Annotated in this window: 23 protein-coding genes and 1 pseudogene; 8 read left to right on the top strand and 16 right to left on the bottom strand. The window is 62.4% G+C overall.

Features of this window, described 5'->3' with window-relative positions:
• Positions 1-3 precede the first annotated feature (3 nt).
• Positions 4-390 (bottom strand): VOC family protein, encoded by a 387-nt coding sequence (locus AC0L2P_RS20815; protein WP_473503550.1) that lies wholly within the window; start codon positions 388-390, stop codon positions 4-6.
• The gene (cysS, locus tag AC0L2P_RS20810; protein ID WP_473503548.1) at positions 387-1,856 is read right to left on the bottom strand and encodes a cysteine--tRNA ligase; all 1,470 of its coding nucleotides are present in this window, start codon (positions 1,854-1,856) and stop codon (positions 387-389) included. Before cysS ends, AC0L2P_RS20815 begins: the two co-directional genes overlap by 4 nt.
• Before the next feature lie 419 nt (positions 1,857-2,275).
• Here cysS and AC0L2P_RS20805 point away from each other — a divergent pair, with 419 nt between their 5' ends.
• Positions 2,276-2,425: a hypothetical protein gene (locus AC0L2P_RS20805; RefSeq protein ID WP_473503546.1), complete on the top strand. Its 150-nt coding sequence runs from the start codon at positions 2,276-2,278 to the stop codon at positions 2,423-2,425.
• Positions 2,426-2,477: 52 nt separating this feature from the next.
• On the opposite strand, the pseudogene AC0L2P_RS20800 reads toward AC0L2P_RS20805, so the two are convergent.
• Positions 2,478-3,238: pseudogene (locus AC0L2P_RS20800) on the bottom strand (SOS response-associated peptidase).
• Between the two features lie 122 nt (positions 3,239-3,360).
• On the opposite strand from AC0L2P_RS20800, the gene AC0L2P_RS20795 reads away from it, so the two are divergent.
• The 4 genes from AC0L2P_RS20795 to AC0L2P_RS20780 all read left to right on the top strand — a co-directional run bounded on the left by AC0L2P_RS20795 (position 3,361) and on the right by AC0L2P_RS20780 (position 5,719).
• Positions 3,361-3,786: an NUDIX hydrolase gene (locus tag AC0L2P_RS20795; RefSeq protein ID WP_473503544.1), complete on the top strand. Its 426-nt coding sequence runs from the start codon at positions 3,361-3,363 to the stop codon at positions 3,784-3,786.
• Between the two features lie 48 nt (positions 3,787-3,834).
• Positions 3,835-4,212 carry a TIGR02301 family protein gene (locus AC0L2P_RS20790; RefSeq protein ID WP_473503542.1) on the top strand — a complete coding sequence of 126 codons (378 nt, stop codon included), beginning with the start codon at positions 3,835-3,837 and terminating at the stop codon, positions 4,210-4,212.
• A 365-nt stretch (positions 4,213-4,577) separates the two neighbouring features.
• Positions 4,578-4,835: a hypothetical protein gene (locus AC0L2P_RS20785; RefSeq protein ID WP_023677749.1), complete on the top strand. Its 258-nt coding sequence runs from the start codon at positions 4,578-4,580 to the stop codon at positions 4,833-4,835.
• 80 nt (positions 4,836-4,915) lie between these two features.
• Entirely contained in the window at positions 4,916-5,719 is an 804-nt protein-coding gene (locus tag AC0L2P_RS20780; protein ID WP_473503540.1) for a hypothetical protein, read from the top strand.
• Positions 5,720-5,752: 33 nt separating this feature from the next.
• Here AC0L2P_RS20780 and AC0L2P_RS20775 read toward each other — a convergent pair whose 3' ends face one another.
• Entirely contained in the window at positions 5,753-7,084 is a 1,332-nt protein-coding gene (locus AC0L2P_RS20775; protein ID WP_473503538.1) for a dihydroorotase, read from the bottom strand.
• Positions 7,085-7,167: 83 nt separating this feature from the next.
• On the opposite strand from AC0L2P_RS20775, the gene ygfZ reads away from it, so the two are divergent.
• The 3 genes from ygfZ to AC0L2P_RS20760 all read left to right on the top strand — a co-directional run bounded on the left by ygfZ (position 7,168) and on the right by AC0L2P_RS20760 (position 10,863).
• Positions 7,168-8,028, top strand: coding sequence for a CAF17-like 4Fe-4S cluster assembly/insertion protein YgfZ (gene ygfZ, locus AC0L2P_RS20770; RefSeq protein WP_473503536.1), 861 nt, complete (start codon positions 7,168-7,170; stop codon positions 8,026-8,028).
• Entirely contained in the window at positions 8,028-8,660 is a 633-nt protein-coding gene (locus tag AC0L2P_RS20765) for a YfbR-like 5'-deoxynucleotidase (RefSeq protein WP_473503534.1), read from the top strand. Before ygfZ ends, AC0L2P_RS20765 begins: the two co-directional genes overlap by 1 nt.
• Positions 8,661-8,724: 64 nt before the next feature.
• Positions 8,725-10,863, top strand: a complete 2,139-nt coding sequence (locus AC0L2P_RS20760; RefSeq protein ID WP_473503532.1) for a putative bifunctional diguanylate cyclase/phosphodiesterase — start codon at positions 8,725-8,727, stop codon at positions 10,861-10,863.
• Between the two features lie 83 nt (positions 10,864-10,946).
• Here the strand turns inward: AC0L2P_RS20760 and AC0L2P_RS20755 are convergent, their stop codons facing one another.
• From AC0L2P_RS20755 to rnc, 12 genes are all read right to left on the bottom strand, one after another.
• Complete coding sequence (locus AC0L2P_RS20755; protein ID WP_473503530.1) at positions 10,947-11,219, bottom strand: DUF3303 domain-containing protein; 273 nt, start codon at positions 11,217-11,219, stop codon at positions 10,947-10,949.
• A gap of 22 nt (positions 11,220-11,241) precedes the next feature.
• Positions 11,242-12,705 carry a RimK family protein gene (locus tag AC0L2P_RS20750; protein WP_473503528.1) on the bottom strand — a complete coding sequence of 488 codons (1,464 nt, stop codon included), beginning with the start codon at positions 12,703-12,705 and terminating at the stop codon, positions 11,242-11,244.
• Positions 12,702-13,808: a peptidase C39 family protein gene (locus AC0L2P_RS20745; protein WP_473503526.1), complete on the bottom strand. Its 1,107-nt coding sequence runs from the start codon at positions 13,806-13,808 to the stop codon at positions 12,702-12,704. Before AC0L2P_RS20745 ends, AC0L2P_RS20750 begins: the two co-directional genes overlap by 4 nt.
• 208 nt (positions 13,809-14,016) lie before the next feature.
• A complete protein-coding gene (locus AC0L2P_RS20740) occupies positions 14,017-14,811 on the bottom strand; it encodes an anti-sigma factor family protein (RefSeq protein WP_473503524.1) in 795 nt (264 codons plus the stop codon).
• Positions 14,808-15,326 carry a sigma-70 family RNA polymerase sigma factor gene (locus tag AC0L2P_RS20735; protein ID WP_023719875.1) on the bottom strand — a complete coding sequence of 173 codons (519 nt, stop codon included), beginning with the start codon at positions 15,324-15,326 and terminating at the stop codon, positions 14,808-14,810. Before AC0L2P_RS20735 ends, AC0L2P_RS20740 begins: the two co-directional genes overlap by 4 nt.
• 153 nt (positions 15,327-15,479) lie before the next feature.
• Positions 15,480-18,197: a DUF2339 domain-containing protein gene (locus AC0L2P_RS20730; protein WP_473503522.1), complete on the bottom strand. Its 2,718-nt coding sequence runs from the start codon at positions 18,195-18,197 to the stop codon at positions 15,480-15,482.
• Positions 18,198-18,281: 84 nt separating this feature from the next.
• Positions 18,282-18,404 carry a hypothetical protein gene (locus AC0L2P_RS20725; RefSeq protein ID WP_473503520.1) on the bottom strand — a complete coding sequence of 41 codons (123 nt, stop codon included), beginning with the start codon at positions 18,402-18,404 and terminating at the stop codon, positions 18,282-18,284.
• A gap of 135 nt (positions 18,405-18,539) precedes the next feature.
• Positions 18,540-19,328 carry a DNA repair protein RecO gene (gene recO, locus AC0L2P_RS20720; protein WP_473503518.1) on the bottom strand — a complete coding sequence of 263 codons (789 nt, stop codon included), beginning with the start codon at positions 19,326-19,328 and terminating at the stop codon, positions 18,540-18,542.
• 117 nt (positions 19,329-19,445) lie between these two features.
• A complete protein-coding gene (locus AC0L2P_RS20715; protein ID WP_473503688.1) occupies positions 19,446-20,576 on the bottom strand; it encodes a porin in 1,131 nt (376 codons plus the stop codon).
• A gap of 383 nt (positions 20,577-20,959) precedes the next feature.
• On the bottom strand, positions 20,960-21,643 hold the full coding sequence (locus tag AC0L2P_RS20710) for an antitoxin Xre/MbcA/ParS-like domain-containing protein (RefSeq protein ID WP_473503516.1): 684 nt from the start codon (positions 21,641-21,643) through the stop codon (positions 20,960-20,962).
• Between the two features lie 180 nt (positions 21,644-21,823).
• Entirely contained in the window at positions 21,824-22,750 is a 927-nt protein-coding gene (gene era, locus AC0L2P_RS20705) for a GTPase Era (RefSeq protein ID WP_352862668.1), read from the bottom strand.
• The gene (gene rnc / locus AC0L2P_RS20700) at positions 22,747-23,472 is read right to left on the bottom strand and encodes a ribonuclease III (protein ID WP_473503514.1); all 726 of its coding nucleotides are present in this window, start codon (positions 23,470-23,472) and stop codon (positions 22,747-22,749) included. Before rnc ends, era begins: the two co-directional genes overlap by 4 nt.
• Positions 23,473-23,475: the final 3 nt, after the last annotated feature.

Genomic DNA, 23,475 nt, shown 5'->3' with positions numbered 1-23,475 from the left:
GCACTACTCCGGAGCATGGCAGACCGCCTCGACATTGTTGCCATCGGGATCGAGGACGAAAGCGCCATAATAGTTCGGATGGTAGTGCAGGCGCAGACCCGGCCCGCCATTGTCCTTGGCGCCGGCAGCGATCGCGGCGGCGTGAAAGGCATCGACCTCGGCGCGGCTGCGCGCGGTAAAAGCGACATGCTGATGATCCTTCGGCTTGTCCTTGCCGGCGTGCAGCCAAAACACCGGCCGGTCGCGGCCGTAGCCGCCGACCTTAGCACCGCCGGTATATTCCTGCGGCACCATGTAAAGCAGCGAGGCGCCGAGCGGCGCCATCGCCCTGTCGTAAAAAGCCTTCGACGCATCGAAATCCGAAACGGTGATGCCGAGATGATCGATCATCTTTTTACCCCCCAGGTTGTGATACGTTCGCCGGTGACGGGGTCCTTGCCGTCCTTCAGTTGTATGCCTTGCGCCAGCAACTGGTCGCGGATGCGGTCGGCGTCGGCCCAGTTCTTGGCGGCGATCAGCGCGAGGCGTTTGGCGATCGCTTTGGCAATGGCGTCTTCATCCACCTCGGCTGTTGCAACGTCGAAGCCGAGGAACAACAGCGATGCCTTCAGTGAAGCGGCAGCATCATTGTCTTCGGCGACAGCGTTGGCGCTACCAGTGTTGAAATCAACAGCATCGCCAGCCAACTGCGTCAGCAACTGGAATGCGGCATAGGTGGCAAGGTCGTCCGAGAGCGCTTCGATCACATCCGCCGGCACCGGCTTCGCCGCCGGCGGCGCCAGATCGGCCGCCCGCTTCCATTTGCGTAGCGTATTCTCCGCCTCTTCCAGCTTGCGCACGGAAAAGTCGATCGGCTCGCGATGGTGCGTCATCAGCATCGCCAGCCTGAGCACCTCGCCCGGCCATTTGCGGCCGCCAAAGGTTTCCGTCTCCAGCAATTCGGTGATCGAATAGAAATTGCCCAGGCTCTTGGACATCTTCTGCCCTTCGACCTGCAGGAAACCGTTGTGCATCCACACCTTGGCCATCGTTTCGGTGCCGTGGGCGCACCGCGACTGCGCGATCTCGTTCTCGTGGTGCGGAAAGATCAGGTCGATGCCACCGCCATGGATGTCGAAGACCTCGCCGAGATAGGCGGCCGACATCGCCGAGCACTCGATGTGCCAGCCCGGCCGACCCCTGCCCCACGGGCTGTCCCAGCCCGGCTCCTCGGGCGACGACAGTTTCCACAGCACGAAATCCTGCGGGTTCTTCTTGTGCGCATCGACGGCGACGCGGGCGCCGGCCTGCTGCTCGTCGAGATTGCGCTTCGACAACTGGCCGTAGTCCGGCATGGAAGCGGTGTCGAACAGGACTTCTCCAGCCGCGACATAGGCATGGCCGCGTTCGATCAAGCGTTGAATCAAGAAGATCATGTCGACCTTGCCGTCGGGCCTGGGCTCGACGAACTCGGTGGCGCGCGGCTCGACCGTCGGCTGCAGGCAACCGAGCGCCGCCACGTCCTTGTGGAACTGACCGGCGGTCTTTTCGGTGACTCGCCTGATCGCTTCGTTCAGCGACAGCTTGCCAGAGGCAATCTCGTCGCCGAAATCACGCAGTGCGCGGGCGTTGATCTTGTCATCGACGTCCGTGATGTTGCGGACGTAAGTGACGTGCGCTTGCCCGTAGAGATGGCGCAGCAAACGGAACAGCACGTCGAAGACGATCGCCGGCCGCGCATTGCCGATATGGGCGAAGTCGTAGACCGTCGGGCCGCAGACATACATACGCACATTGCGCGGATCGATCGGGAAGAAATCCTCCTTGCTCCGCGTTAGCGTGTTGTAGAGCCGCAGGCTGTTCGATGCGTCAGACATAGGTGCGTTCCCGGTGCGTTACTTTGGTTGAGCACGATCTTTTGGGATCGTGCTCCGGATGGAGTCGGTTACGCCGAGGCGCAAATCGGGCTCCAGCCTGCTGGCCGGGGCGTTTGTCCAATCTGGGAGGAGATGAGGCGAAAACGTCCAGGACCAGCGCGAGGCTAGCCGATAATGCAAATGCCACAAATGACGAAAGACGTTCTCATGGCCGGCTTTATCGCCTTGCCCGGTGTTGCCGTCAAGTCGCTACCTTCGCCAAAAATATCGTTGGCTCACAGGAATTGAGCCACTGAAACATTTTATTAAACAGGTTGGCACTTGCATGAAACATTCGCCGGCCAGATCAGCAAGCGTCACGATTTGGTCGGATTCCACCAGCAAACGCGGACACGAAGACATTACCAGGGAAGAGAACAATGCCTAAGCAAGAGTCCAACAGTGCCAAGCAACCGGCGCTCGCCAGCCATTACCGGGCGATCGGCCCGGCAGCAATCATCGCAGCTCTTTTGCACACCGCGAAGAAGAAGAAGCCGACGCAGAAGATCGTTTCGCCGCGCGCTGCCTGAGAATGCCGGAAAGATTGAGGCGCTCACGGCGAACCAGTAATAGTAGCTTGTGCTAAAATAAACTCATCTGACTGTCGTTCGCGCCGGACTTCTGGCGCGTGACCTTCTCGGGCTCGGCCTCGACGACGCCCTTCTCCTGAATCTCCGGTCCAGTATTGGCGACCTTGTTGACGAGGTCGGAAACCGGGATCGCTTCGAAGAAATCGGGCAGGGCGGGTCTCAGCAGATTGGCCACGTCGCGCGGCTCGAGCGTGCGGCAATCCAGCCAGCGCGCGAAATCCTCGGGATGGATCGCTACCGGCATGCGGTCGTGGATATGGGCAGTATCGGCACTGGCGTGGGCGGTCAGAATGGCCCCGGTGTCCATTTCCGAGCCGCCCGGCTCGGCATAGGTCTCAATCAGCCCGGCGAAGGCGACAAGCCCGCCGTGCCTTGGCCGCACCCAATAGGGCTGCCCTCTTCTGCCACCGGTTTGGTGCCATTCGTAGAATCCCGACGCCGGTACCAGGGCGCGGCGATGGCGCATGGCGGCGCGAAACGACGCCTTTTCCGAAGCCCCTCGGAACGCGCGTTGAACAGCAGCGGGAAGTTACGCGTATCCTTGACCCAGGCCGGGATCAGGCCCCAGCGCACCAGCATCGAGCGGCGGTCGGGCAGGTTCGAGCCCGGCGCCTGCGGCAATCCGGCGAGCGCCATCAGTACCGGCTGCGTCGGCGCGATATTGTAGCGGGCCGGAAACTCCTCCAGTCCCACCAGCCCGAGAAAGGCGGCGGTCTGGTCTGGAGTGGCGATCAAGGCAAAGCGTCCGCACATGAATTCAACTCTCGAATTGGTGGCATGTGAAAGTGACGGTGGAACCTGCCTTTCGCAACCGCTAAAGCTGCTCGCCGACGGCCGGTCCACAACGGGCTATGCCAATAGAGCGATCCGGAGCCATGGGAGCACGCAAGATCATTCCGGCAGTCTCGGTCTGCGTCGTGCGCGAGAACACGGTGTTGCTGGTCAAGCGGGCCAGGCCGCCCTCGCAGGGCCTCTATGCCTTTCCTGGCGGCAAGGTCGAAGCCGGCGAGACGCTGGCACAAGCAGCACGGCGCGAATTGCTGGAGGAGACCGGATTGCAGGCGCGCAGCTACCGGCCGCTGCGGGAAATCCAGATCGACGGCAGCGGCGACGGGCATCCGGTCGATTACCGGCTGACGGTATTTGCGGCCAATTATGCCGGCGGCGAGGCGGTGGCCAGTGATGACGCCGAAACCGCGGCTTTCTATTCGCTGGCCGAAATGACGACGATGCCGCTCACCGATGCAGTGTTTGAAGTTGCCGACGATCTACTCGGCCCCAACAAGGACGGCGAGACCTGAGCCAGAGAATCGCCTTGCAGGCGACAAATTGTTTCAGCACAAGGACTCATGAACCGCACATCACCGTTTCTTGCCGCCTGCCTCGCCGTCAGCATGGCTGTCGGCGCGCGGCCGGCGCTCAGCGCCGAGGCCCCGTTTGAGCCCGGGCTGATGCGGCTGGCGGAGGTGCTTGGCTCCCTGCATTTCCTGCGCAATCTCTGCGGTGAGAAGGGCGACCAGTGGCGCGTCGAGATGGAGAAGCTGATCGCTTCGGAGAATCCCGACCCGGAGCGGCGCGCCCGCTTCATCGCCAGCTTCAACCGCGGCTACCGATCGTTCGGCGGCACCTATACACAATGCACCGCCTCGGCGACGGAAGCCATCAGCCGCTACATGAAGGAAGGCGAGACATTGTCTCGGGCCATCGCCTCGCGCTACGGGAACTGACAGCGGCAGCTGCCTTTCCGGCAAAGCGTCGGCGCTGTGGGCGGCGGACGCGTTCGACACTTCTCCGCTTGCCTCGGGTGAGGCCTTGGTGCAAACCTGATGTTGCACTTTTGCAACTATGTTAACGAAACGTTAGCGCGCGAATGTGAAATTAACTCAAACTGAAGGTTTCCGTCCCCTTGCCAAGCCTAATCGGCTAAGTTTGAAACGGATCGGACGCAGGTTTGCTGGATGCGATGGAATTTGTAGAAGACGACCAAAAAAATGTCGCATTTACAAATACTTACTGCGCCTGCGTGTAAAAGGGACAAACCCAAGCTTGATCCCTATCCAACGGATCACCGCTTGAAAGGGTGGACATCGCAATGGAACATGGCGTCAACGACATCGACGCGCTGGTCAGGGAAGAAAAGCGCCTGACCGCCGTGGAAAGCCACAGCGAAGCCTGGGCAGAAGGATTGTCGGCCGGGATCGAGCCAGAAATCATCGCCGAGGCAGCCCTCGAAACGGCCTTCGGCGAAATGCTGCGAACCAATGGCGAGACCTCGGCGCTTGCCCTGCTCGATCGCATGCGTGAAAAGGTGATTGCCGGGGCGTTCGAGCCCGAAAGGTTGCGGCACTGACCCCGGTTCTTCGACGATGGCGCGCCGCCGGACATCATGTCCGGGCACATGGACGGGCTGGAACCAGGGAGTAACGGGCGGTGAATTTTTCGATAGCAGGCAAGCCGCGCGGCCTGGTCCTCAGCATTTGGCTTACTGCTTCCTGCGCCACGATCCCCCTTGCACTGTTTCTTGCGAGCTGTCCCGCTCACGCCCTCAGCGAGATCAAGCGCGAAGATCTGCCTTCGCCGGTCACACCGCCGCCCGACGGCGACATGTCGCCGTCCGGAAGTACCGTGCCGATGCCCGGCCCACTCGGCACCACGCCACCTGCAGCCAGCCAGCCGACTCCATCCGATGAGCCGGAACAAGCCGAACCGAAAGGGCCGGCGGAGGATGGCGGCATGGCCAATCCGCATGTCGACCCGGACGCGCCGGTGCCCGAAGTCGTCTACGACCTTGCTAAATTGCCCGAACCGGTCAGGCGCATGCACGATCTGATCGTCGATGCGTGCAAAAGCGGCGACATCGAAAGACTTCGGCCGCTGATCGGCACGGGAGACATGATGACCCAACTGTCGCTGGGCGACATCGAGGGCGACCCGATCACGTTCCTCAAAGGCCTTTCGGGCGATACCGAAGGCCAGGAGATTCTCGCCATCCTGGAAGAGGTGCTCAATGCGGGCTTCGTTCATGTCGATGCCGGCACGCCGCAGGATCTCTATGTCTGGCCCTATTTCTTCGCCCTGCCGCTGGACAAGCTCGACGCCAGACAACGGGTCGAGCTGTTCAAGATCGTCACCGCCAGCGACTATGACGATATGAAGCAGTTTGGTGCCTACATCTTCTACCGCGTCGGCATCACACCGAGCGGGCAATGGACGTTCTTCGTCGCCGGGGATTGAGTGGTCTAGCCTTGCCCTTATCGAGGCAGGAGCTTAGCCCGCCAACGCCTCGGAAAACTCCACCGCCCTACCCTGGCTCGGCGCGACCATCTCGCCTTCCCACATCACGCGCCGGCCGCGAACGATGGTTCCGACCGGCCAGCCGATCACCTGCCTGCCGTCATAAGGGGTCCAACCGGCCTTGGAGCCTTGCAGGGCGTTGGCAATGGTTTCGCGCCGCTTCAGATCGACGATGGTCAGATCGGCATCGTAGCCGGCGGCAATACGGCCTTTCCTGGCGATGCCGAAAATACGCTGCGGGCCGTGGCTCGTCAGGTCGACAAAGCGCTGCAACGTCAGCCGGCCGGCGTTGACGTGGTCCAGCATGATCGGTACCAGGGTCTGCACGCCCGTCATGCCGGACGGCGATGCCGGATAAGGCTTTGCTTTCTCGGCCAGCGTGTGCGGCGCATGGTCCGAGCCGAGGACATCGACAACGCCTTGCGCAATACCCTGCCAGACCCCCTCGCGATGGCGCGTGGCGCGCACCGGCGGGTTCATCTGGATCAACGCACCGAGTTGCGCATAATCATCGGCGCTCAGCGTCAGATGATGCGGCGTCGCCTCGCAGGTCGCGACATCCTTGTGCCGTTCGAGGAAGCCTATCTCCTCGGCGGTCGAGATGTGCAGCACATGGATCCGGGCGCGGACCTGGCGCGCGATGCGCACCAGGCGCTCCGTGCAGCGCAATGCAGCGATCTCGTCGCGCCACACCGGATGTGACGACGGATCGCCCGCGACGCGCTGGCCAAGCCGCTCGCGCAGCCGGAACTCGTCCTCGGAGTGAAAGGCGGCGCGGCGGCGTGTGTTTCGCAGGATCGAGGCAACGCCTTCGTCGTCCTCGACCAGCAGGTCGCCGGTGGACGAGCCCATGAACACTTTTATGCCGGCCGCACCCGGCAGCCGCTCGAGATCGCCGGTGTCCTTTGCGTTGTCGCGGGTGCCGCCGACCCAGAAGGCAAAGTCGCAATGCATCCGGCCGGTGGCGCGCCGCATCTTGTCGGCGAGGGTTGCCTCGCTGGTGGTCAGCGGGTTCGTGTTCGGCATCTCGAAGACGGCGGTGACACCGCCAAGCACCGCTGCCCGCGAGCCCGTCTCCAAATCCTCCTTGTGCTCCAGTCCCGGCTCGCGGAAATGCACCTGGCTGTCGATGACACCCGGCAGGATGTGCAGCCCGCGGCAGTCGATCGTCTCGCCCGCGGATGCCTGGCGAAGGTCGCCGATGGCAGCGATGCGCCCATCATTGATAGCGACGTCGCGAAAACCCTCGCCGTCGTGATTGACCACGGTGCCGCCTGTCAGGATGAGATCGTAGATGGGGGCCATGCGGATCCGGTCTCTTGCGGGGGGAGTGCCAGCGGCTTACGTAATGGCCGATAGTTTTGCAAGATCAGGCTCGTTTTCCCACCATGCCCTTCGCCTCGCTCAGAGATCGCGCACTCGTTTCCGTGTCCGGGCCGGATGCCGAGCGCTTTTTGCAAAACATCCTGACCACCGACCTCGACGCGCTCGGCAACGCCGAAGCAAAGCCCGGCGCCCTGCTGACGCCGCAAGGCAAGATCCTTTTCGACTTCCTGATCTCGCGCGCCGGCGAAAATGCTTTCCGGCTCGAATGCCGTAGCGAGACCGCCGATGATTTCATTCGCCGGCTGACGCTCTACAAATTGCGCGCCAAAGTCGTAATTGCCAAGCTGGATCAGCCGGTTGTGACCGTCCTATGGGAAAGCGATTCAACTGCCTCGCAATTTGAATCAGCACCGTTTGCCGATGCGCGGTTCGTCGATGCTATCGTCAAGCGCTTCTATGATGGCACCGCAGAAGGAGGCGACCTTGCCGCATGGCAAGCCTTTCGCATCGCCCATGGCATTGCCGAAAGCGGCAGCGACTATCAACTCGGCGACGCGTTTCCGCATGACGTGCTGCTCGATGAGATCGGCGGAGTCGGCTTCAAGAAAGGCTGCTACGTCGGCCAGGAGGTCGTCTCGCGCATGCAGCATCGCGGCACTGCCAGGCGTCGAGTGTTGATTGTCGCGGCCGAACGCCCGTTGCCCACTTCGCGAGCAGACTTGACCGTGGAGGGGCGACCGGTCGGCACGCTTGGCTCGACCGCCGGCAGGACAGGCCTCGCCATTGCCCGCATCGACCGGGTCAAGGCAGCGCTCGACGCCGGCCTGCCGATCCTGGCTGACGGCGTCGCCTTGTCGCTCGCTATCCCGTCCTGGGCGAAATTCAGCTTTCCGCAGGAAGCCGTCGGCGCGGAGGAGGCCTGATGGCGGCCGATCGCGCCGGGGCGCCGCCGCGCGCCTGGCAGCGCATGCTGTCAGGGCGACGGCTCGATCTGCTCGATCCCTCGCCGCTCGACATCGAGATCTCCGATATTGCCCATGGCCTTGCCCGCGTCGCGCGCTGGAACGGCCAGACCAGAGGCGAGCACGCCTTTTCGGTCGCCCAGCATTCGTTGCTGGTCGAAACGCTTGTCGGCGAGCTGATGCCGGATGCCGACGCCGATGCGCGGTTGGCGGCGCTGCTGCACGACGCGCCGGAATATGTCATCGGCGACATGATCTCGCCGTTCAAGTCCGTGATGGGCGGCAGCTACAGGGATTGCGAGATCAGGCTGCAGCGCGCCATCCATCTACGCTTTTCACTGCCGGCGGAACTCGACGCGGGACTGCGCAAGGAAATCAAGCGAGCGGATCAGATCGCCGCTTATTTCGAAGCAACGCTGCTTGCGGGGTTTTCGACGGCAGAGGCGACCGAGTTCTTCGGCAGGCCGCGCGGCTTCAACGCCGAGCGCTTCGACGTCGCGCCGCGCTCGGTGACCTGGGCGCAGACTGCCTTTCTCAAACGCTTTGCGGCGATCGAAAAGTCGCGACGCCAGACTGCCGTTCCAGCCGGCTGAAAACGGTAAATTAACCGGCAGGGATAACAGTGCCGTGGTTAACCATGGTCCATAGGCTTGCCTCATGCCCGTTGCCGGTATCAAGGCTGGTTCGTCCGTCCGCCGACGGAGGGCCAAAGGCGTTGGTCGGCCGCAACCTATTGAAGACGAGCTGCGCGAACAGAATGAGCGTTTTTCTGCAGCGGTCGAGAACATGTCGCATGGTCTGTGCATGTTCGATGCCGATGAACGGATGATCATCTGCAACAGGAACTACATCAGCGTCTTTCGCCTCGACGCCGAAGTGGTGCGGCCCGGCATCCGGTTTTTCGACATCCTCCAGCACAGCGTGGACATCGGCATCGCTTCGCAAAGCGCTGAGCAACTCTATGCCGTCCGCAAGCCCTATATCGACCAGGCAAAACCTTCCACCTATGAGGAAACGCTTGCAGACGGGCGCATCGTCAACATTTCGCACCGGCCGCTGGCGTCAGGCGGTTGGGTATCGATCTACGAGGACATCACCGAGCAACGGCGCGCCGAGCAGGAGTTGAAGGAGCAGCACCGCCGTTTCGACGCGGCACTTGCCAACATGTCGCAAGGCCTTTTGATGTACGATGCGGACGGCAAGTTGATCGTGCGCAACGAACGCTTCCTGGAACTCTATCATGTCAGGCCGGCCGACTTTCCGCTTGGCATGAGCCACCGTGATGCGTTCAAGCGGCTGCTGGAACTGGGCATTTACACAAAGCTCGACCCCGACAGCGAAATCTCGCAAATCGAAGCCTGCCTGCGGGCGGGCAAAACACACGTTACGCATCGCCATCTCGCCGACGGCAGGACGCTGCTGGTTGCGCGCCGGCCGATGAGCGGCGGTGGCTGGGTCGCGACCTTCGACGACGTCACCGAGCGCAGGCGTGTGGAAGAGCGCATGACCCATCTTGCGCACCACGACACACTGACCAACCTGCCCAATCGCTCGATGCTTCGCGAACGGCTCGACCAAGCCCTGAGCGAGACGAGAGACGGATCGCTGGCGATATTCTCGCTCGACCTCGATCACTTCAAGGCAGTCAACGATAGTTGGGGTCACCCCGCCGGCGACTGGTTGCTGAAATGCGTGGCCGAACGGCTGCAACGCTGCCTGCGCAATGAAACGGACGTTGTCTCCCGCTTTGGCGGCGACGAATTCGTCATCATCCAGTTCAATCTCAAAAGCCCGGGCGACGCGGAAAAGCTGGCCAAACGTATCGTCGAGATCATCGGAAAGCCGTTTCGCGACAAGAGACACGACATGCGCGTCGGCATCAGTGTCGGCATCGCGCTGTTTCCGAGTGACGGCAAGGACGCCGATACTTTGCTGAAAAACGCCGATATGGCGCTCTATCGGGCAAAGAGCGAAGGGCGCAACCTCTACCGCTTCTTCGAACCAGCCATGGATGCGATGGTGCGGGCACGCCGGGCGCTCGAAATCGATCTCAGGGCAGCGCTGTCGCGCCGCGATTTCGAGCTGGATTTCCAGCCGATCATGAACATCGCCTCCGGCGAAATCGTCGGTGCCGAAGCCTTGATGCGCTGGCGTTCGCCGGTGCGCGGCCTGGTGCGGCCCGACGACTTCATTCCGGCCGCCGAGGAGACCGGGCTGATCGTGCCGCTTGGAGAATGGGCGCTGCGAAAAGCCTGCACGACCGCGGCAGGCTTGGCGCCTTGGCGCATCGCAGTCAATGTCTCCGCCGTGCAGATCAAAAGCGGCACCTTTGCCCGCAGCGTCATTTCGGCACTGGCGTTCTCGGGCGTGCCGGCCAACCGGCTTGAACTGGAAATCACCGAAACTGTGCTGATGGACGAGAGTGATCTTGTGATTAAGACACTCAGGCAACTACGCGATCTGGGCGTCCGCATCGCGCTGGACGATTTCGGCACTGGCTATTCCTCGCTGGGCTACCTCAGGCGCTTTCCCGTCGACAAGATCAAGATCGATCGTTCCTTCATCAGCGATATCGACAGCCGCGATACCGCGGCGATCGTGCGCACCATCATCGGACTTGGCGCACAGCTGGGCATCACCGTCACCGCCGAAGGTGTCGAAACCGAATCGCAGTTTGACTTCCTGCAAAAGGAGGGCTGTGTCGAGGCTCAGGGCTACTTGATCGGCGTGCCATCAAAGGCGTCGGACATCAACCGGCTGCTGAAGTCGAGCGCGACGGTCAGACAGTCCGGCTGAGCGCGACAGGCTGGCGAGCCAGCGGCTCAGCGTGAGACATCTCAAGGCAATGTCTGGATATATCTCGTCAAATCGAGCGCAGGTCAGAGGTGTCCGGTCAATGCCTCCACCATATCTTTGTTCGTAGCCACGGGAACGATCTCGAATTCGACCAGATCCGCCCATTCGATGACCCACCGCTGCAGGAGCGTGATGTCATCGGCCTCCACCAGCAGGAAGCAGCGGCTCATGTCCGCTGCGATCCAGCTGTGGTGTACGGGGAGCTCGTCCGGTTTCAGGCGGCCCTGGTCGCGAAAACGGCGGTAGATCTCCTTGCGGTCGCAGCCGCGAAAATCCTCGGTTACGAAGAACAGCATTTTTTCCCCTAAAATTCGGATGTCATCGGCCCGGCCGGTCCAGCCGCTCCAGGAACCACTGCGTCAGCCGCACCCAGACCTCGTCTTTTTCGCCGGAGTCTTCCCAGCCGTGGTCGAGGTTGGGGTTGTCGTTGACCTCGATGACGAAGACGCCGTCCCTGGTCTCCTTGAGGTCGACGCCGTAGAGGCCGTCGCCGATGCAGCGCGCCGCACTGACCGCCGTCTCGACGACATGGGCCGGCGCTTCCTTCAGGGTGAAGGTCTTGATGCCGCCCTGGTCGGGCTTGCCGTTGGCCTTGTGATTGACGATCTGCCAATGTTTCTTGGCCATCAGATAATGGACGGCAAACAAGGGTTGGCCGCCGAGAACACCGACGCGCCAGTCATATTCCGTCGGAATGAATTTTTGCGCGATCAGGAGGTCGGAATCCTCCAGCCATTCGGCAGCGAGCGTCTTCAACTCTTCGAAGGTGCCGCATTTCTTGACGCCGCGCGAAAACGACGAGTCCGGGATCTTCAGCACCAGCGGAAAGCCCAGCGTCTGGGCCGCAAGTTCCAGATCCGAGATGCCGGCTATCATCACCGTCGGCGGCACCGGTACCTTGTTGTAGGTCATCAGCTCGTTGAGATAGACCTTGTTGGTGCAGCGGATCATCGACAGCGGATCGTCGATGACCGGCATGCCTTCCTGCTGGGCGCGGCGGGCAAAGCGGTAGGTGTGGTTGGAGATCGAGGTGGTCTCGCGGATGAACAGCGCGTCGTAGTTGGCGAGCTTGGCCAGATCCCGCTTGGTGATCGGCTCGATTTCGACGCCCATCTTTTCAGCGATCTTGGCCCAGTGGCGCAGCGACGAAATCTCCGACGGCGGCAGTTCCTCATGCGGATCGACCAGCGTGGCGAAAGTGTAGCGCGCCGGCGTGCGACCCTTGGTGTCGCGCCACTCGCGGTTGGTGTAGGTCTCGAGGCACTGGAGAAAGTGCGTCTCCTCGTCCTCGGTCATCCTGGCCAGGGGATGGAAGCCGATCTTGCGGATCGAGGCCCATTCGGCGCTGTCCCTGATGTGGACCTCGAGCGCCGGAGCACGAAACCAGTCGAACAGCAGCTTGGCGAAGCGGTCCCAGATCCTGGACGGTCCGATGCCGAAGAAGATGCAGACCTTCTGCGGGAAAGCGCCGCCCAGGTCCTTGCGGCACTTGTTGAGTGCGAGTTCGAGTTCCGGCAACGCGTGCTCATAGAGCTTGCGCTCCGACAGGTCGATCATCGTTTCGACCGTCGGGATGACCTTATGGCCGCGCGAACCAGCAAGCAGCGACGCGTAATAGCCGCGACTCTGGTAGCCGTAATTGTTCGACAGGTTGATGACCTTCGGCCGCTGGCCGCGAAAGAGTGCCGGATGGGCAAGGTAGTCGCGATTGGTGATGATCTTATGCGGCGTCGCCACCTGGTCGAGATCGTTCTGCCGGCCGGTAAGGATGACCCAGGTCATTGGCTGTCGCGCTTTCCGAGAGTGATGGCGGCGCGCAATCCGTCGCGGCCGAATTGCGCCATGTTCATGAAGATGCCGTAAGGCACGGGAATGTTGGCAGCATCGAGGATCGTCTCCTGCCTCTCGTCCTCGACCCAGGGGTCGTGAATCAGGATATGATCGCCGTCGTCACCGATGGCCAATACCCAGTGCGGAACCTTCTTGCCGAACATCAGGAAGCCGCTGATCAGGACCAGCACCAGTTTTCCCTCTGCGATCGCGGTGCGAATGTCGTCAAGCCCGAATGAACGGTAATTCACCGGGATGCCGTAAAGTTCCGCGCGGCGGCGAAAGTCGACCTGCGCCAGCTCCATGACCCGGCGCTTGTCCTCGCTGCGCACCGATTGCAGGAACAGCGCGCCGTAGAAGGAGACATAGATCTCAGCAGCAAGCCCGCTCTCATGGCCGGCGACGGCGAGCCCGAACGGTTCGCAGCCGCCCGGCCCCGACATCATGAAAACGGTCGTCGCCTCACGCCACAGCCTGATTTCCATCACCGGGTCCGGCACGAATCCGGGGCCGAAGTAAGCCATCGCCATCATCATGCAGCATGGTCCGCAGGTGAATTCACAAGTCTGCTGATAAAACGGCACTTCGGTGGCGACCGGAATGTCGCCGCGCAAGGTCTTTTCATAGCGCAGCGCCGTGGCACCATCCTCGTAATAGTCCAGCTCGCGGCCGATCTTGCGGTAGCCGCTCTGCTCGTAGATCTGGATCGCGCGCGGGTTGTCCTCGCGGACTTCCAAACGAAGCATCATGCGGCCGTGCTCGAAAGCGGCGGCTTCGGCCTTTTCCAGCAGCAGCCGGCCAACGCCACGGCCGCCGAAAAATGGACCGACGGCGATCGAATAAAGCCGCGCAACGCCGCTGCCCTTGCGAAACAGCACGACTGCATAGCCGGCGACGCGGCCATCGCTTTCGCCAACCAGCAGTTCGGCGGTGTCGCGTTCGATCAGTTGGCGAAAGGAGCGGCGAGAAATGCGATCGCTCGAGAAAACGGCTTTTTCGATGGCGGCGAGGTCATCGACGTCGGACGCGCGGGCCTTGCGAATCTCGGCAGGCATGCGGGCTCAGAAAACCTCGATTGGGTTGTGGAAACGGCCCTAGTCTAAATATCGGTCACACCAGCCGAAGTGCCAGCATTCAGCAAGCGCTATCGCACCTCGATTAGGGCCGAATTGTGACAGTTTTGACGGCACGCAGGTCGCGCGAAGGCTTTGAACGACCTCCGTGTTTCGGCATCGGCGCGGCTCCGAAAGAACGAGAGCCTGCTCAGCTTTGCAAGCCCGCCAAAAGCTGGCCATAGGCGCTCTTGGCCACTGCGGCCAATTGCTCGGGCGGCAGCGAGCCGACGACGGCGCAGCCATAACCCTTGTCCAGCCAGTAGACGGCCGCAGGACCATCTTCCTCCGACCCATAAGTGCCCTTGGCCCTGGCCGCCGATTCGGCGGTGACGAAGAGCGAAATGCGCTCGCCCTTGTCGTCCTCATAAAGCAGCATCGCGGCCTTGCCCTGGCCGGCAGGCAGCAGCCGGCCACCGACCAGTTGGAATCCCTGCGCCGCCAGATCCGGCGCGATCAGCTTCAAACCCACCTGCTTCGACAGCCAGCTCTGCAAATGATCCTTGTCGCTTGCCGGCACTTCCACCGCATGCCGCTTTTCGGCGGCATAGATGACGTGGGCGGCGATGGCCTGTTCGGCAAGCTGGTCCTCGGCGGTATTGTCCAGGCCGAGGCCGCCGATACTGGCAAGGTAGCCGCCAGCGCCGCCAATCGCCAGGATGACGGCAGCGGCAGCCGCAAGCCACCACCGCGAGCGCGACGGCGCCGCTCTGACCACCGGCGCCTCCCCAAGCACCACCTTGCTCAGCCGCACCGGGACGGGTTCGTCCAGCACGCCATTAAAGGCTGCGCGCAATGCTGCCCGGTCGGCGGCGTAGCGTGCGCTCTTGGCCTTCATCTCGGCATTGGCCTCGAGCCATGCCTCATAGGCCGTCCGCTCGTCGCCCGGCAACTCGCCATCGAGAGCCATGTGGATGTCGCGTTCGGAGAAATCGCGCCGGCTCATTTCTCGACGATCCTTATCGAGCGGCGGCGCGCGGTATCATCCAGCAGCGCGCGCAGTTCCTCACGCCCGCGCGCGATACGAGACATCAAGGTGCCGGCGGGAACCCCAAGAATGTTGGCGGCTTCGGCATAGGAAAACCCTTCGATGGCGACCATCACAAGTGCCGCGCGCCGGTCAGGACTGATCGCCTGCAGCGCGTCGACAATCTCGCGCGAGGCGATGCTCTCAACCTGCTCGGCGGGTGCTGCCTGCGCCTCGCTTGCCTCAAGCGGCAGCATCGCCGCCTCGCCGCGCCGGTTCACCTTGCGCATCTGGTCGATGAACAAATGATGCATGATCGTAAACAGCCACCTCCTGGGGCTTTCTCCTGTCTGCCAATTGTCGAGCCGCACAAGTGCCCGCTCGAGACAATCCTGGACGAGATCGTCGGCGGAATCGCGGTCGCGCAACAGCGAGCGTGCATAGCGGCGCAGACGCGGTATTTCACCTAGGATTGCTGCCTTCTTTTCGTCCATGACCGCTGGTTCTGGGGCCCTTGTCCGTGGTGATTGAACGCGCCTTTCCAGCGCGGCGCAAGCGGCCAGCGCGAAGCGGTCCGCCGCCCCGGTCACCCAAGCAACTGAATAACGCTGCCAGTGGCAGGTTTATTCCCGGCCAAATTGAAATCGTCAGCTATTGCTCGTCTCGAGCTTTTCTTTCGCCGCCCTTGTCAGCAGCCGCTGATAGAACAAGCCGATGCCGATGAGCACCGCGCCGAGGCCGATGAAGGACAGCGCCCGCAACACGCCTTCCAGCTCCGACATGTCGAAGATGAAGACTTTGAGCACGGCAACCGAGATCAGCGCCGCCGACGCTATGCGCAGCACCTGCGACTTCAGCCAGACACCGGCGGTGAGCAGCACCACGCCGATGACCAGCCACAGTGCCGAATAAGTATAGGTCTCGAGCTGGCCGAGACCGCTCCACAGCCCGATGAACTCGCCCTTGAACAGGCGCCTGACCGACAGCGTGGCATAGGCAAAAGCGAGCAGCGCCGCCGCCACCGCCAGCATCGCCGCATACCATTGCGGCCGCTTGTCACGGGCATAGAGTGCCAGTGCGCCTGCCGCGACCGCTGGCAAGAGGTAGGCGAGGAACAGAAGGTTGAACACCGGAATGCTGCCGGTCGATTCATCCGTCAGCAACGGGTTCAGCGCCAGAAAATGCTGGAGGACGATAAAGGCGACCGAGACCACGCCCGCTGCAATCGAGGCGTAGCGCAGCACCGAACTTGGCGAGCGCATGTCTATGGCGACCAGGATGGCACCGCCACCGATGGCGATCAGCGTGTAGATCGCCTGTTCGGCAAGTGTTGCAGCAGCGGTATCGATGACGCCGCCATGCATGACATGGCGCACCAGCATGGCAACGGTGAGCAGGCAAAACAGCGCGGCGCCGGCCTCCATGGCGAGGCGCGGTCGGCCATTGGTGGTTCGGGCAAGCTGCCAGGCGGCAAAACCGAAAGCGAGCGCCGGCAGGCCATATCCAAGCAGCAGCCAATTGAACACCGGCGTCTTCGACAGGAACGCGGCACCGACGATTGTCGGGTCGAAGGCAACGCGGCCGAGCACTGCAATCACCGCACCAACGGAAATCCAGCCAAGCACCGGATAACTACGCCAGCGGGTCGCCAGCGCCGGCACGGCGGCGGCTGCCCCGAGCAGGATGGTTGTCCAGCCGGAACCAAAGGCCATGTGCAGCATCAGCAGGCCGGCAGTCGCCGCGCCGCCGAGCGCGAAGGAGACGGCAGCGCCGCCGCTCAGCGGCGGCGCTTCACCGCGCGCTATCCCTTCGCCGCCGGCGACGAAGACGCCGACCAAAACGGCTGCGGCCGCCGCATAAGCAAGGTCACGGTCGAGATTGCCGAAGGCAGACCAGAGCGCCAGCAGGATCACCAGTGGCGCGACAGCGCTCCAGGCCGCCCATGTGGCGGCGCGCAGCCAGCCAGCGGCCGCAAAACGGCGCGCCGCCCAAAAGCCGGCGCCAATGAAGACCAGGCCGAGAGCGATGCCAACCCTGAGCATCAAGGCATCGGGCACCACAACCGGCATGCCGTCGACGCCAAGAGAGCCACCCGAAAAATCGGAAGCGATCGTGGTCGGCGGGATGATGCCGAGATAGACCAGTACCGTCGCCAGCCCGGCGGCGTGCAGCAGTGCAAGTGCCCGCGGCCGGTAGAGCGCCACCGCCACCAGGGCTGCGATAAGAGTTGCTCCCTGCAAGGCATCGCCGGCGGCGGCGAAGGTCGGATCGACAAACAGGGCCAGCGCCGAAAACGCGACGAAGAAGCCCGGCGCGACCGACGGCCAGTCGAAGCTGCTGCCGGCGATCGCTTCGCCGCGGCGGCCAAGCCAGACGAAGGCGAGCACGGCCAGTGTCACCACGTTGACAAAGAGGATGACGGCAAGGTTCGCCCTTGCCGCGTCGGTCATGTAGAAGATGGTCCAGATGCCCGTGCTGACGAAGGCTGCGGCCATCAAAAGCCTCCAGTCGCGGATACGGGCAATGACGCCGGTGGCCGCGAGCACGATTGCCAGATAGCCGAACAGCGCCCACGGATTGGGCGCCTGCGAGGCGACCAACAGCGGCGTCACCATGGCGCCGAGGAGGCCGACGCCGGCTAGTGCCTGACCGTGGACCAGGCTAGCCGCGATCGTCGCCACGCCGATGGCGCCGAGCAGCGTGAAAGCCAACGTCGGGCCGATGAAGCCGTAAATGCTGTACGCGGCGTAGACGGTGCCGAACAGGATGAAGGCGCCGGCCGCCGTCAGGATCGCCGGGATATAGGCACCGGCGGCACCTTGCACCGGCACCCTGAAGCCGGTGCGCCGGATGAACTCGCCGCCGGCGATCAGCACCAGCCCGAGTGCCGCCGCCATGGCAAGCCGCACACGTGGCCCGAAAATGCCGGCCTCGATGGTGTAGCGGATCAGGAACAAGCCACCCAGCGCCAGCGCGATGCCGCCGACCCATACCGCCCAGCGGGTACCTAGCGCCGTTTCGACATCGGACTGGCGGGCGGCTTTTGCCGCTGCCGCAGGTTGCGACGACTCCGGTGCGGGCGGCCCAGTGGTATCGGCTTCGGCCTCTGTGGCTGACGCGACCGCTGCGGTCCCTGGCGATGCGGCCATGTCGGCTGCGGCCGCAAGCGGGATCGCGGCATCCGCCGGTTTGCTGTCGTTTGCAGCCGGTTCCTTGGCTTGCGGCGGCAGCGCAGGCGTGCCCGAAAGCACAAGGCTGCGCAAGGCGCCAAGCTCGCGCTCGATCAGGCCGATGCGGCTCTGCTGGCGTGAAATGATGACGAACAGCGCGATGATGGCGACGAGGCCAATCAGGCTTTCAAACATGGCGGTTCCCCCAAACCAGGCCAGTCGTCACTGACATTCAATGTTCAGTGACATTCAAATGCGGCGGCCAAACGGCCGGCCCATTCAACGTGCCGCCAGATTGACCGTCGGAAAGATCGAGCATGTTTCGGTGCCGAAAGCCAGCAGCTTGCGGTTGGCATCCTTCAGCGCCGCTTCCGAAACCGCCAGCGTGCGGCCCTTGTGCACCACTTTGCCCTGGCACCACCACCTCGCCGGCTCCGGGCGTGATCGATAGCGTCAAGTTCACGTTGTACATTCGAGGATTGCGGAATGGTGCCTAGGCCGAGCGGCGAAACCCGGCCGGGATAAAGTCCACTCCGCTCATCTGGTGGTTTCCCCGGCGACGATTGCTGCGGCGCTTGCCTTGCCGGATTCATGACCGGGTGCATGGTGCCTGCGCAAGGCGGCGAGAAAGCCGGCGCGGGCGCCGGGTGGTTCGATACCGCGCGGCTCGTAGACATGCCGGGTCAAAAAGAAACCGGTCAGCCGGAAGGCGTCCTCGATTGCCGCCGGATCGGCGCGCAGGCTCGCACCGCGCTGCAGGAAGGCGGGCAGCACCAGCATCTTGTCGCGCCAAGGCGCGCCTGCCGCGCGTGACACTGCGCGGCCGGATTTCGGCGAGACATAGGCAAGGTCTTGCCTGGCGCCGGTCGCCGCACACTGGCTGAGATCGAGGCCGAAACCGAGTTCGTCGAGCACAAGCAGCTCGAAGCGGGCCACCAGCTCGCCGGCGGCATCGGCATCGTCGAGATGGGCGATCATCACCGCAAGCGTCTCATATAGACCGCGATGGGCATCGCGCTCGGGCAGAAGACGCAAATGCGCTGCCATCGTCTGCAGGCCGTAGACGGCAACGGCGCTGTCCATCAGCCGGGCTGCGTTCATTTCGATGGCTTCGGCCTGGAAGGTGCCGAGATGCTCGTCGAGCCGCGCCCGCCACGACAAGTCGACGCGATTGCCGGGCTGCAGGACAGGCTGCTGCTTGCGCGACCGGCCGCCGCGCACAAGGCCGAGATGGCGGCCATGCGCGCGCGTCATCACCTCGAGAATGGCGCTGGTTTCGCCATGCTTGCGGGTGCCGAGAATGATTCCCTCGTCTCGCCATTCCATGACGAGAGCTTGTCACCGGTTGGATGGCGAAATCAAGATGAGCGATGTATCCGCCGCACACCCAAAAACGGCCCGTAGCGTATCGCTACGGGCCGTCCTTACGAGATCGCCGTTTGATCAGAACGAACGCTGGAAGCGGAGGATGCCGCCGATGCTGTTTTCCTTGTCGGCTTTGGTGAAATTCGTGACGGAATCTTCACCAAGATGCAAGTAGTCGACTTCGGCGGTGATCTTGAGGCCCTTGACGATTTCGTAGGCGATGTTCGCTGCAACGCCGAAGTTCTTGCCTTCGTCATAGGAGAGCTGGGTGTTGAACGAGGTCTTCTCGTTGATGGTGTAGGTGCCACCACCCCAGACCGCCCAGTTGCCGCTCCACTGCTTGTAGAAGCCACGGCCGTTGGCGGAGATTGCATAGGTCGGATCCGTGAGGTTGTCGTCGGTCCCGTAGCCGCCCATGATGAACAGCGACAAATTGTCCATTGGCTTGATGTCCAGGCGAACTTTGCCGGCCACTTCTTCGTAGTTGCTATCGTAAGCGACGACGCCGGTGATCGCACCCCAGCCCTGCGTCCACTTCAAGCCGCCCACGACATGCGGAACGTAGCTGTCAATCGTGCCGACCGCACCCGAGCCTTCTTCGAGAGAGACCACGGCCGAGAAGCCGTTGCCGGCGTCGAAATAGTACTGGACGACATTGGTGTCGAAGGCACCATACGGAACCAGCGTGTCCTGGATGACGCTGCCGGCGTAGCCAATGAACGTGTCGAAGACCGATTCGTCCTTACCGACGCGAAGGCCACCGAGCTGGATCCAGGCGAATTTTAGCGAAAGGCTCCTGTTGTGGGCTTCGTTAGCGAAGATGTAGTCGTTTTCATTACCGAAGTTGAAGCGGGTCTCGGTATAGGTCTTCAAGGTGCCGAGTTCGGTTTCCTGGCCGGTCCAGGTCTTAAGCGTGAAGCGGGCGTTCTTGCGATAGGTGTCATTCGCATCGCCGTCCTGATGGTCGCCGGTGACCGCACCGTCGAACGAGCCGACGTCGCCGACGCCGATGTCGTAACGGACATAGCCGCCGATGCGCAGGCAGGTTTCGGTGCCGGGGATATAGAAATAGCCAGCGCCGTAGACGTCGCAGATCTTGACGTATTCAGCGGGTTCCAGCTCGGCGACGACGACGGCGTCGGCAGCGCGCGCACCGGAAACTGCGATCAACGCCGCAGCTGAGCCGAGAAGCAGGCTCTTGATGTTCATTTTCTGACCTCTCCAGTCAACATTAAAAATGGGTTTCGAATTTTGTGGCTGAACAGCAGCATTCCCCGCCTCATCCCACATCGAAAAAGGCTCGAACCGCTCACCCTTTTCGGCGGCGAACATACCCATCCGCGTTTCATCCTCAATGACTATTCCAGAAATAATAATAATTTTTTCAACAGAATAACTTCGTGTTGCACAAATCTCACGTTCGTTTAATTCACCCGAGTGAAATGACACAAACGGCACATTATCACATTAAGTTAGAAGAATACTTTCTATTTAGCCGGATGTCCATCGCGATCCAACGTGTATCTGCCTATCTCATCTAGAAAATTCGAAAGACAGAAGGAAATTACGCCAGCTTCATGCCCGCTTCGTGCTTAGCAGCAATGCGACGTCGGCCACCAAATCCTGTTTAGACTAAGCAACTCAATTGGAATTCGTCCGTCTAGCACGGCAACGGGGCCGATCAGCCAGCACCATGCGCGCCGTGGATTCGGCATTGCAGACAACACTTCCCGGATGCCGGATGCCGGCCTGCCATCGACGAACTGCGCCAGTGGAAACACGTGTTTGCGGCCGCCGGTCCGCAAGGCGACGACCTTGCTGCTCCGCTGCCAGCGGTGCAGAGTCGACCGGGATATACCGAGATTGTCTTCCAGGAATGTTGGTCCGGCAACGCGACCTGCCCAGTCTTCGACCCGCATCGAATCGATGTCGTCTCCTCCGGCAGGCCGGCCTGGGACCTGTATGCTCCGGTCTTCAAACGCCGATGAGGCGGAAGCCTCGGTGGCTTGGCCGGCGATTTCCGCCGCCAGTATCCTCACGAACTGCAATACCCTGTCAGGCAATCTTTCCTGCATGGCGTCGATGGCCCGAAGTTCGCTCGGTTGAAGTAAGGCGATTACAGCGACGATGGCTCCGGCGATCCTGCCCGCCGAACCAATCGCATCGTCATCGACGATTTGATCTCGCCGCGCCAGCGCCCGCTCGATCTCAACAGCGACGGCGTTTGCAAACTCGGTCTGACGGATGGGGTCGATGCCATTCCAAGTCGTGGTCATGTCCTAAATCTGGCTGCTTGCCCACCTGTTCCGGTTTGCTCGGAAGCGGGTCTTTCGCACAGCCTATAGGCAGGGTGTGTGACGGAGAGACGACGGACGGGAACCGTTCAAACGGCGACGTAAGAACCTGTCGGGCCGCCGCTCGTATCAGAAGCCGAGCAGCTTGACTTTAGCCGATCTCTAATGCGGAAATTCGAGCCCCATTTCGCGGTAGCGCTCGGGGTCGTCACCCCAGTTCTCGCGCACCTTGACGAACAGGAAGAGGTGCACCTTCTGCTCGAGGATGCCTGCGATTTCCATGCGCGCGGCCTGGCCGATGGCGCGGATCGTCTCGCCCTTATGGCCGAGCACGATCTTCTTCTGGCTATCGCGCTCGACATAGATGGTCTGGTCGATGCGCACCGAGCCGTCCTTCTTCTCTTCCCATTTCTCGGTCTCGATGTGGGAGGAATAAGGCAGTTCCTGATGCAGCCTGAGATAGAGCTTTTCGCGGGTGATCTCGGCCGCGAGCTGGCGCATCGGCAGGTCGGAGATCTGGTCCTCCGGATAGTACCAGGGGCCGGCCGGCAAGGTCTCGGCGAGATAGTCGAGCAGGTCCTTGCAGCCGGACCCGGTCAGTGCCGAAACCATGAAGGTGCGCTTGAACGGCACCCTTTCGTTGGCTGCCGCCGACAATGCCAGCAACGTCTCGTGCTTGACTCGATCGACCTTGTTGAGGATCAACACCATCGGCTGCCGGACATCCTTCAGCCGCTCGAGGATAGCGTCGGCATCGCCCCTGATGCCCCGCTCGGCGTCGATCAAGAGCAGCACGACATCGGCGTCCTTGGCACCGCCCCACGCGGTCGTCACCATCGCGGTGTCCAGCCGGCGCTTCGGCTTGAATATGCCCGGCGTGTCGACGAAGACGATCTGCGCATTGTTGTGGGTGGCAATGCCGCGCACGATGGCGCGCGTGGTCTGCACCTTGTGTGTCACAATCGACACCTTGGCGCCGACCAATTGGTTGACCAGCGTCGATTTCCCCGCATTGGGCGCGCCGATCAGCGCGACGAAGCCGGAGCGGGTAGCGGGAGCTTCTGTTGCCGGAGCTTCGGTGGCGGTCATGCGGCACTCCCCTGGTTGAGCCAGACGCCTTCCCGCTGCAGAAGTGCCGCGGCTGCAGCCTGCTCCGCCTCGCGCTTGGAGCGCCCGCTGCCGATCGCCGGCGGATAGGCGCCGACCTTGACGCTGACGGTGAACAGCGGATCGTGGTCCGGTCCCTCGCGGCTGTCGATTATGTAAACCGGCACTGCGCCTGCCGCCTGATGCGCCCATTCCTGAAGTTCGGTCTTCGCATCGCGGCGGGCGGCGTCGATGGCTTGCGAGCGCGGCTGCCAGTATCTAAGGATGAAGGCGCGCGCCGCTTCCAACCCGCCATCGAGATAGAGCACGGCGATCAGCGATTCCAATGCGTCGGCGCGCAGATTGACGCGCTTGCGCCCATCGAGGCCGCGTACGTCCGAACCGGCGCGAATGAGTTCCGGCAGGCCGATCTCCTCGGCGATCTCCGCCAGGGCCTCGGCGTTGACCAGCGCGTTCAATCTCAGCGACAGCTCACCCTCGGCGGCGTCGGGAAATGCCGCCAGCAGCATATCGGCAACGACAAGGCCGAGAACGCGGTCGCCCAGGAATTCGAAACGTTCGTAGTCGATACCGGCATGAATGCCACGAGCGCTGGCATGGGTCAGCGCCCGCTGAAGGCGCTGGTGGTCGCCAAAACTGTGGCCGGTGCGCTCCCTGAGCGCCTCGGCGAGCGCATCGGCGGTCAGCCGTTTCGTCGCCGCCATGGC

Source organism: Mesorhizobium sp. WSM4836, assembly GCF_055811815.1.
This window is presented reverse-complemented; position numbering and strand designations above follow the sequence as displayed.

What these genes read in the sequence shown, in the direction of transcription:
- AC0L2P_RS20815 (WP_473503550.1), bottom strand. Translation starts at nt 390, where the DNA reads ATGATCGATCATCTCGGCATCACCGTTTCGGATTTCGATGCGTCGAAG.
- cysS (WP_473503548.1), bottom strand. Translation starts at nt 1,856, where the DNA reads ATGTCTGACGCATCGAACAGCCTGCGGCTCTACAACACGCTAACGCGG.
- AC0L2P_RS20805 (WP_473503546.1), top strand. Translation starts at nt 2,276, where the DNA reads ATGCCTAAGCAAGAGTCCAACAGTGCCAAGCAACCGGCGCTCGCCAGC.
- AC0L2P_RS20795 (WP_473503544.1), top strand. Translation starts at nt 3,361, where the DNA reads ATGGGAGCACGCAAGATCATTCCGGCAGTCTCGGTCTGCGTCGTGCGC.
- AC0L2P_RS20790 (WP_473503542.1), top strand. Translation starts at nt 3,835, where the DNA reads ATGAACCGCACATCACCGTTTCTTGCCGCCTGCCTCGCCGTCAGCATG.
- AC0L2P_RS20785 (WP_023677749.1), top strand. Translation starts at nt 4,578, where the DNA reads ATGGAACATGGCGTCAACGACATCGACGCGCTGGTCAGGGAAGAAAAG.
- AC0L2P_RS20775 (WP_473503538.1), bottom strand. Translation starts at nt 7,084, where the DNA reads ATGGCCCCCATCTACGATCTCATCCTGACAGGCGGCACCGTGGTCAAT.
- ygfZ (WP_473503536.1), top strand. Translation starts at nt 7,168, where the DNA reads ATGCCCTTCGCCTCGCTCAGAGATCGCGCACTCGTTTCCGTGTCCGGG.
- AC0L2P_RS20765 (WP_473503534.1), top strand. Translation starts at nt 8,028, where the DNA reads ATGGCGGCCGATCGCGCCGGGGCGCCGCCGCGCGCCTGGCAGCGCATG.
- AC0L2P_RS20760 (WP_473503532.1), top strand. Translation starts at nt 8,725, where the DNA reads ATGCCCGTTGCCGGTATCAAGGCTGGTTCGTCCGTCCGCCGACGGAGG.
- AC0L2P_RS20755 (WP_473503530.1), bottom strand. Translation starts at nt 11,219, where the DNA reads ATGCTGTTCTTCGTAACCGAGGATTTTCGCGGCTGCGACCGCAAGGAG.
- AC0L2P_RS20750 (WP_473503528.1), bottom strand. Translation starts at nt 12,705, where the DNA reads ATGACCTGGGTCATCCTTACCGGCCGGCAGAACGATCTCGACCAGGTG.
- AC0L2P_RS20745 (WP_473503526.1), bottom strand. Translation starts at nt 13,808, where the DNA reads ATGCCTGCCGAGATTCGCAAGGCCCGCGCGTCCGACGTCGATGACCTC.
- AC0L2P_RS20740 (WP_473503524.1), bottom strand. Translation starts at nt 14,811, where the DNA reads ATGAGCCGGCGCGATTTCTCCGAACGCGACATCCACATGGCTCTCGAT.
- AC0L2P_RS20735 (WP_023719875.1), bottom strand. Translation starts at nt 15,326, where the DNA reads ATGGACGAAAAGAAGGCAGCAATCCTAGGTGAAATACCGCGTCTGCGC.
- AC0L2P_RS20730 (WP_473503522.1), bottom strand. Translation starts at nt 18,197, where the DNA reads ATGTTTGAAAGCCTGATTGGCCTCGTCGCCATCATCGCGCTGTTCGTC.
- recO (WP_473503518.1), bottom strand. Translation starts at nt 19,328, where the DNA reads ATGGAATGGCGAGACGAGGGAATCATTCTCGGCACCCGCAAGCATGGC.
- AC0L2P_RS20715 (WP_473503688.1), bottom strand. Translation starts at nt 20,576, where the DNA reads ATGAACATCAAGAGCCTGCTTCTCGGCTCAGCTGCGGCGTTGATCGCA.
- AC0L2P_RS20710 (WP_473503516.1), bottom strand. Translation starts at nt 21,643, where the DNA reads ATGACCACGACTTGGAATGGCATCGACCCCATCCGTCAGACCGAGTTT.
- era (WP_352862668.1), bottom strand. Translation starts at nt 22,750, where the DNA reads ATGACCGCCACCGAAGCTCCGGCAACAGAAGCTCCCGCTACCCGCTCC.
- rnc (WP_473503514.1), bottom strand. Translation starts at nt 23,472, where the DNA reads ATGGCGGCGACGAAACGGCTGACCGCCGATGCGCTCGCCGAGGCGCTC.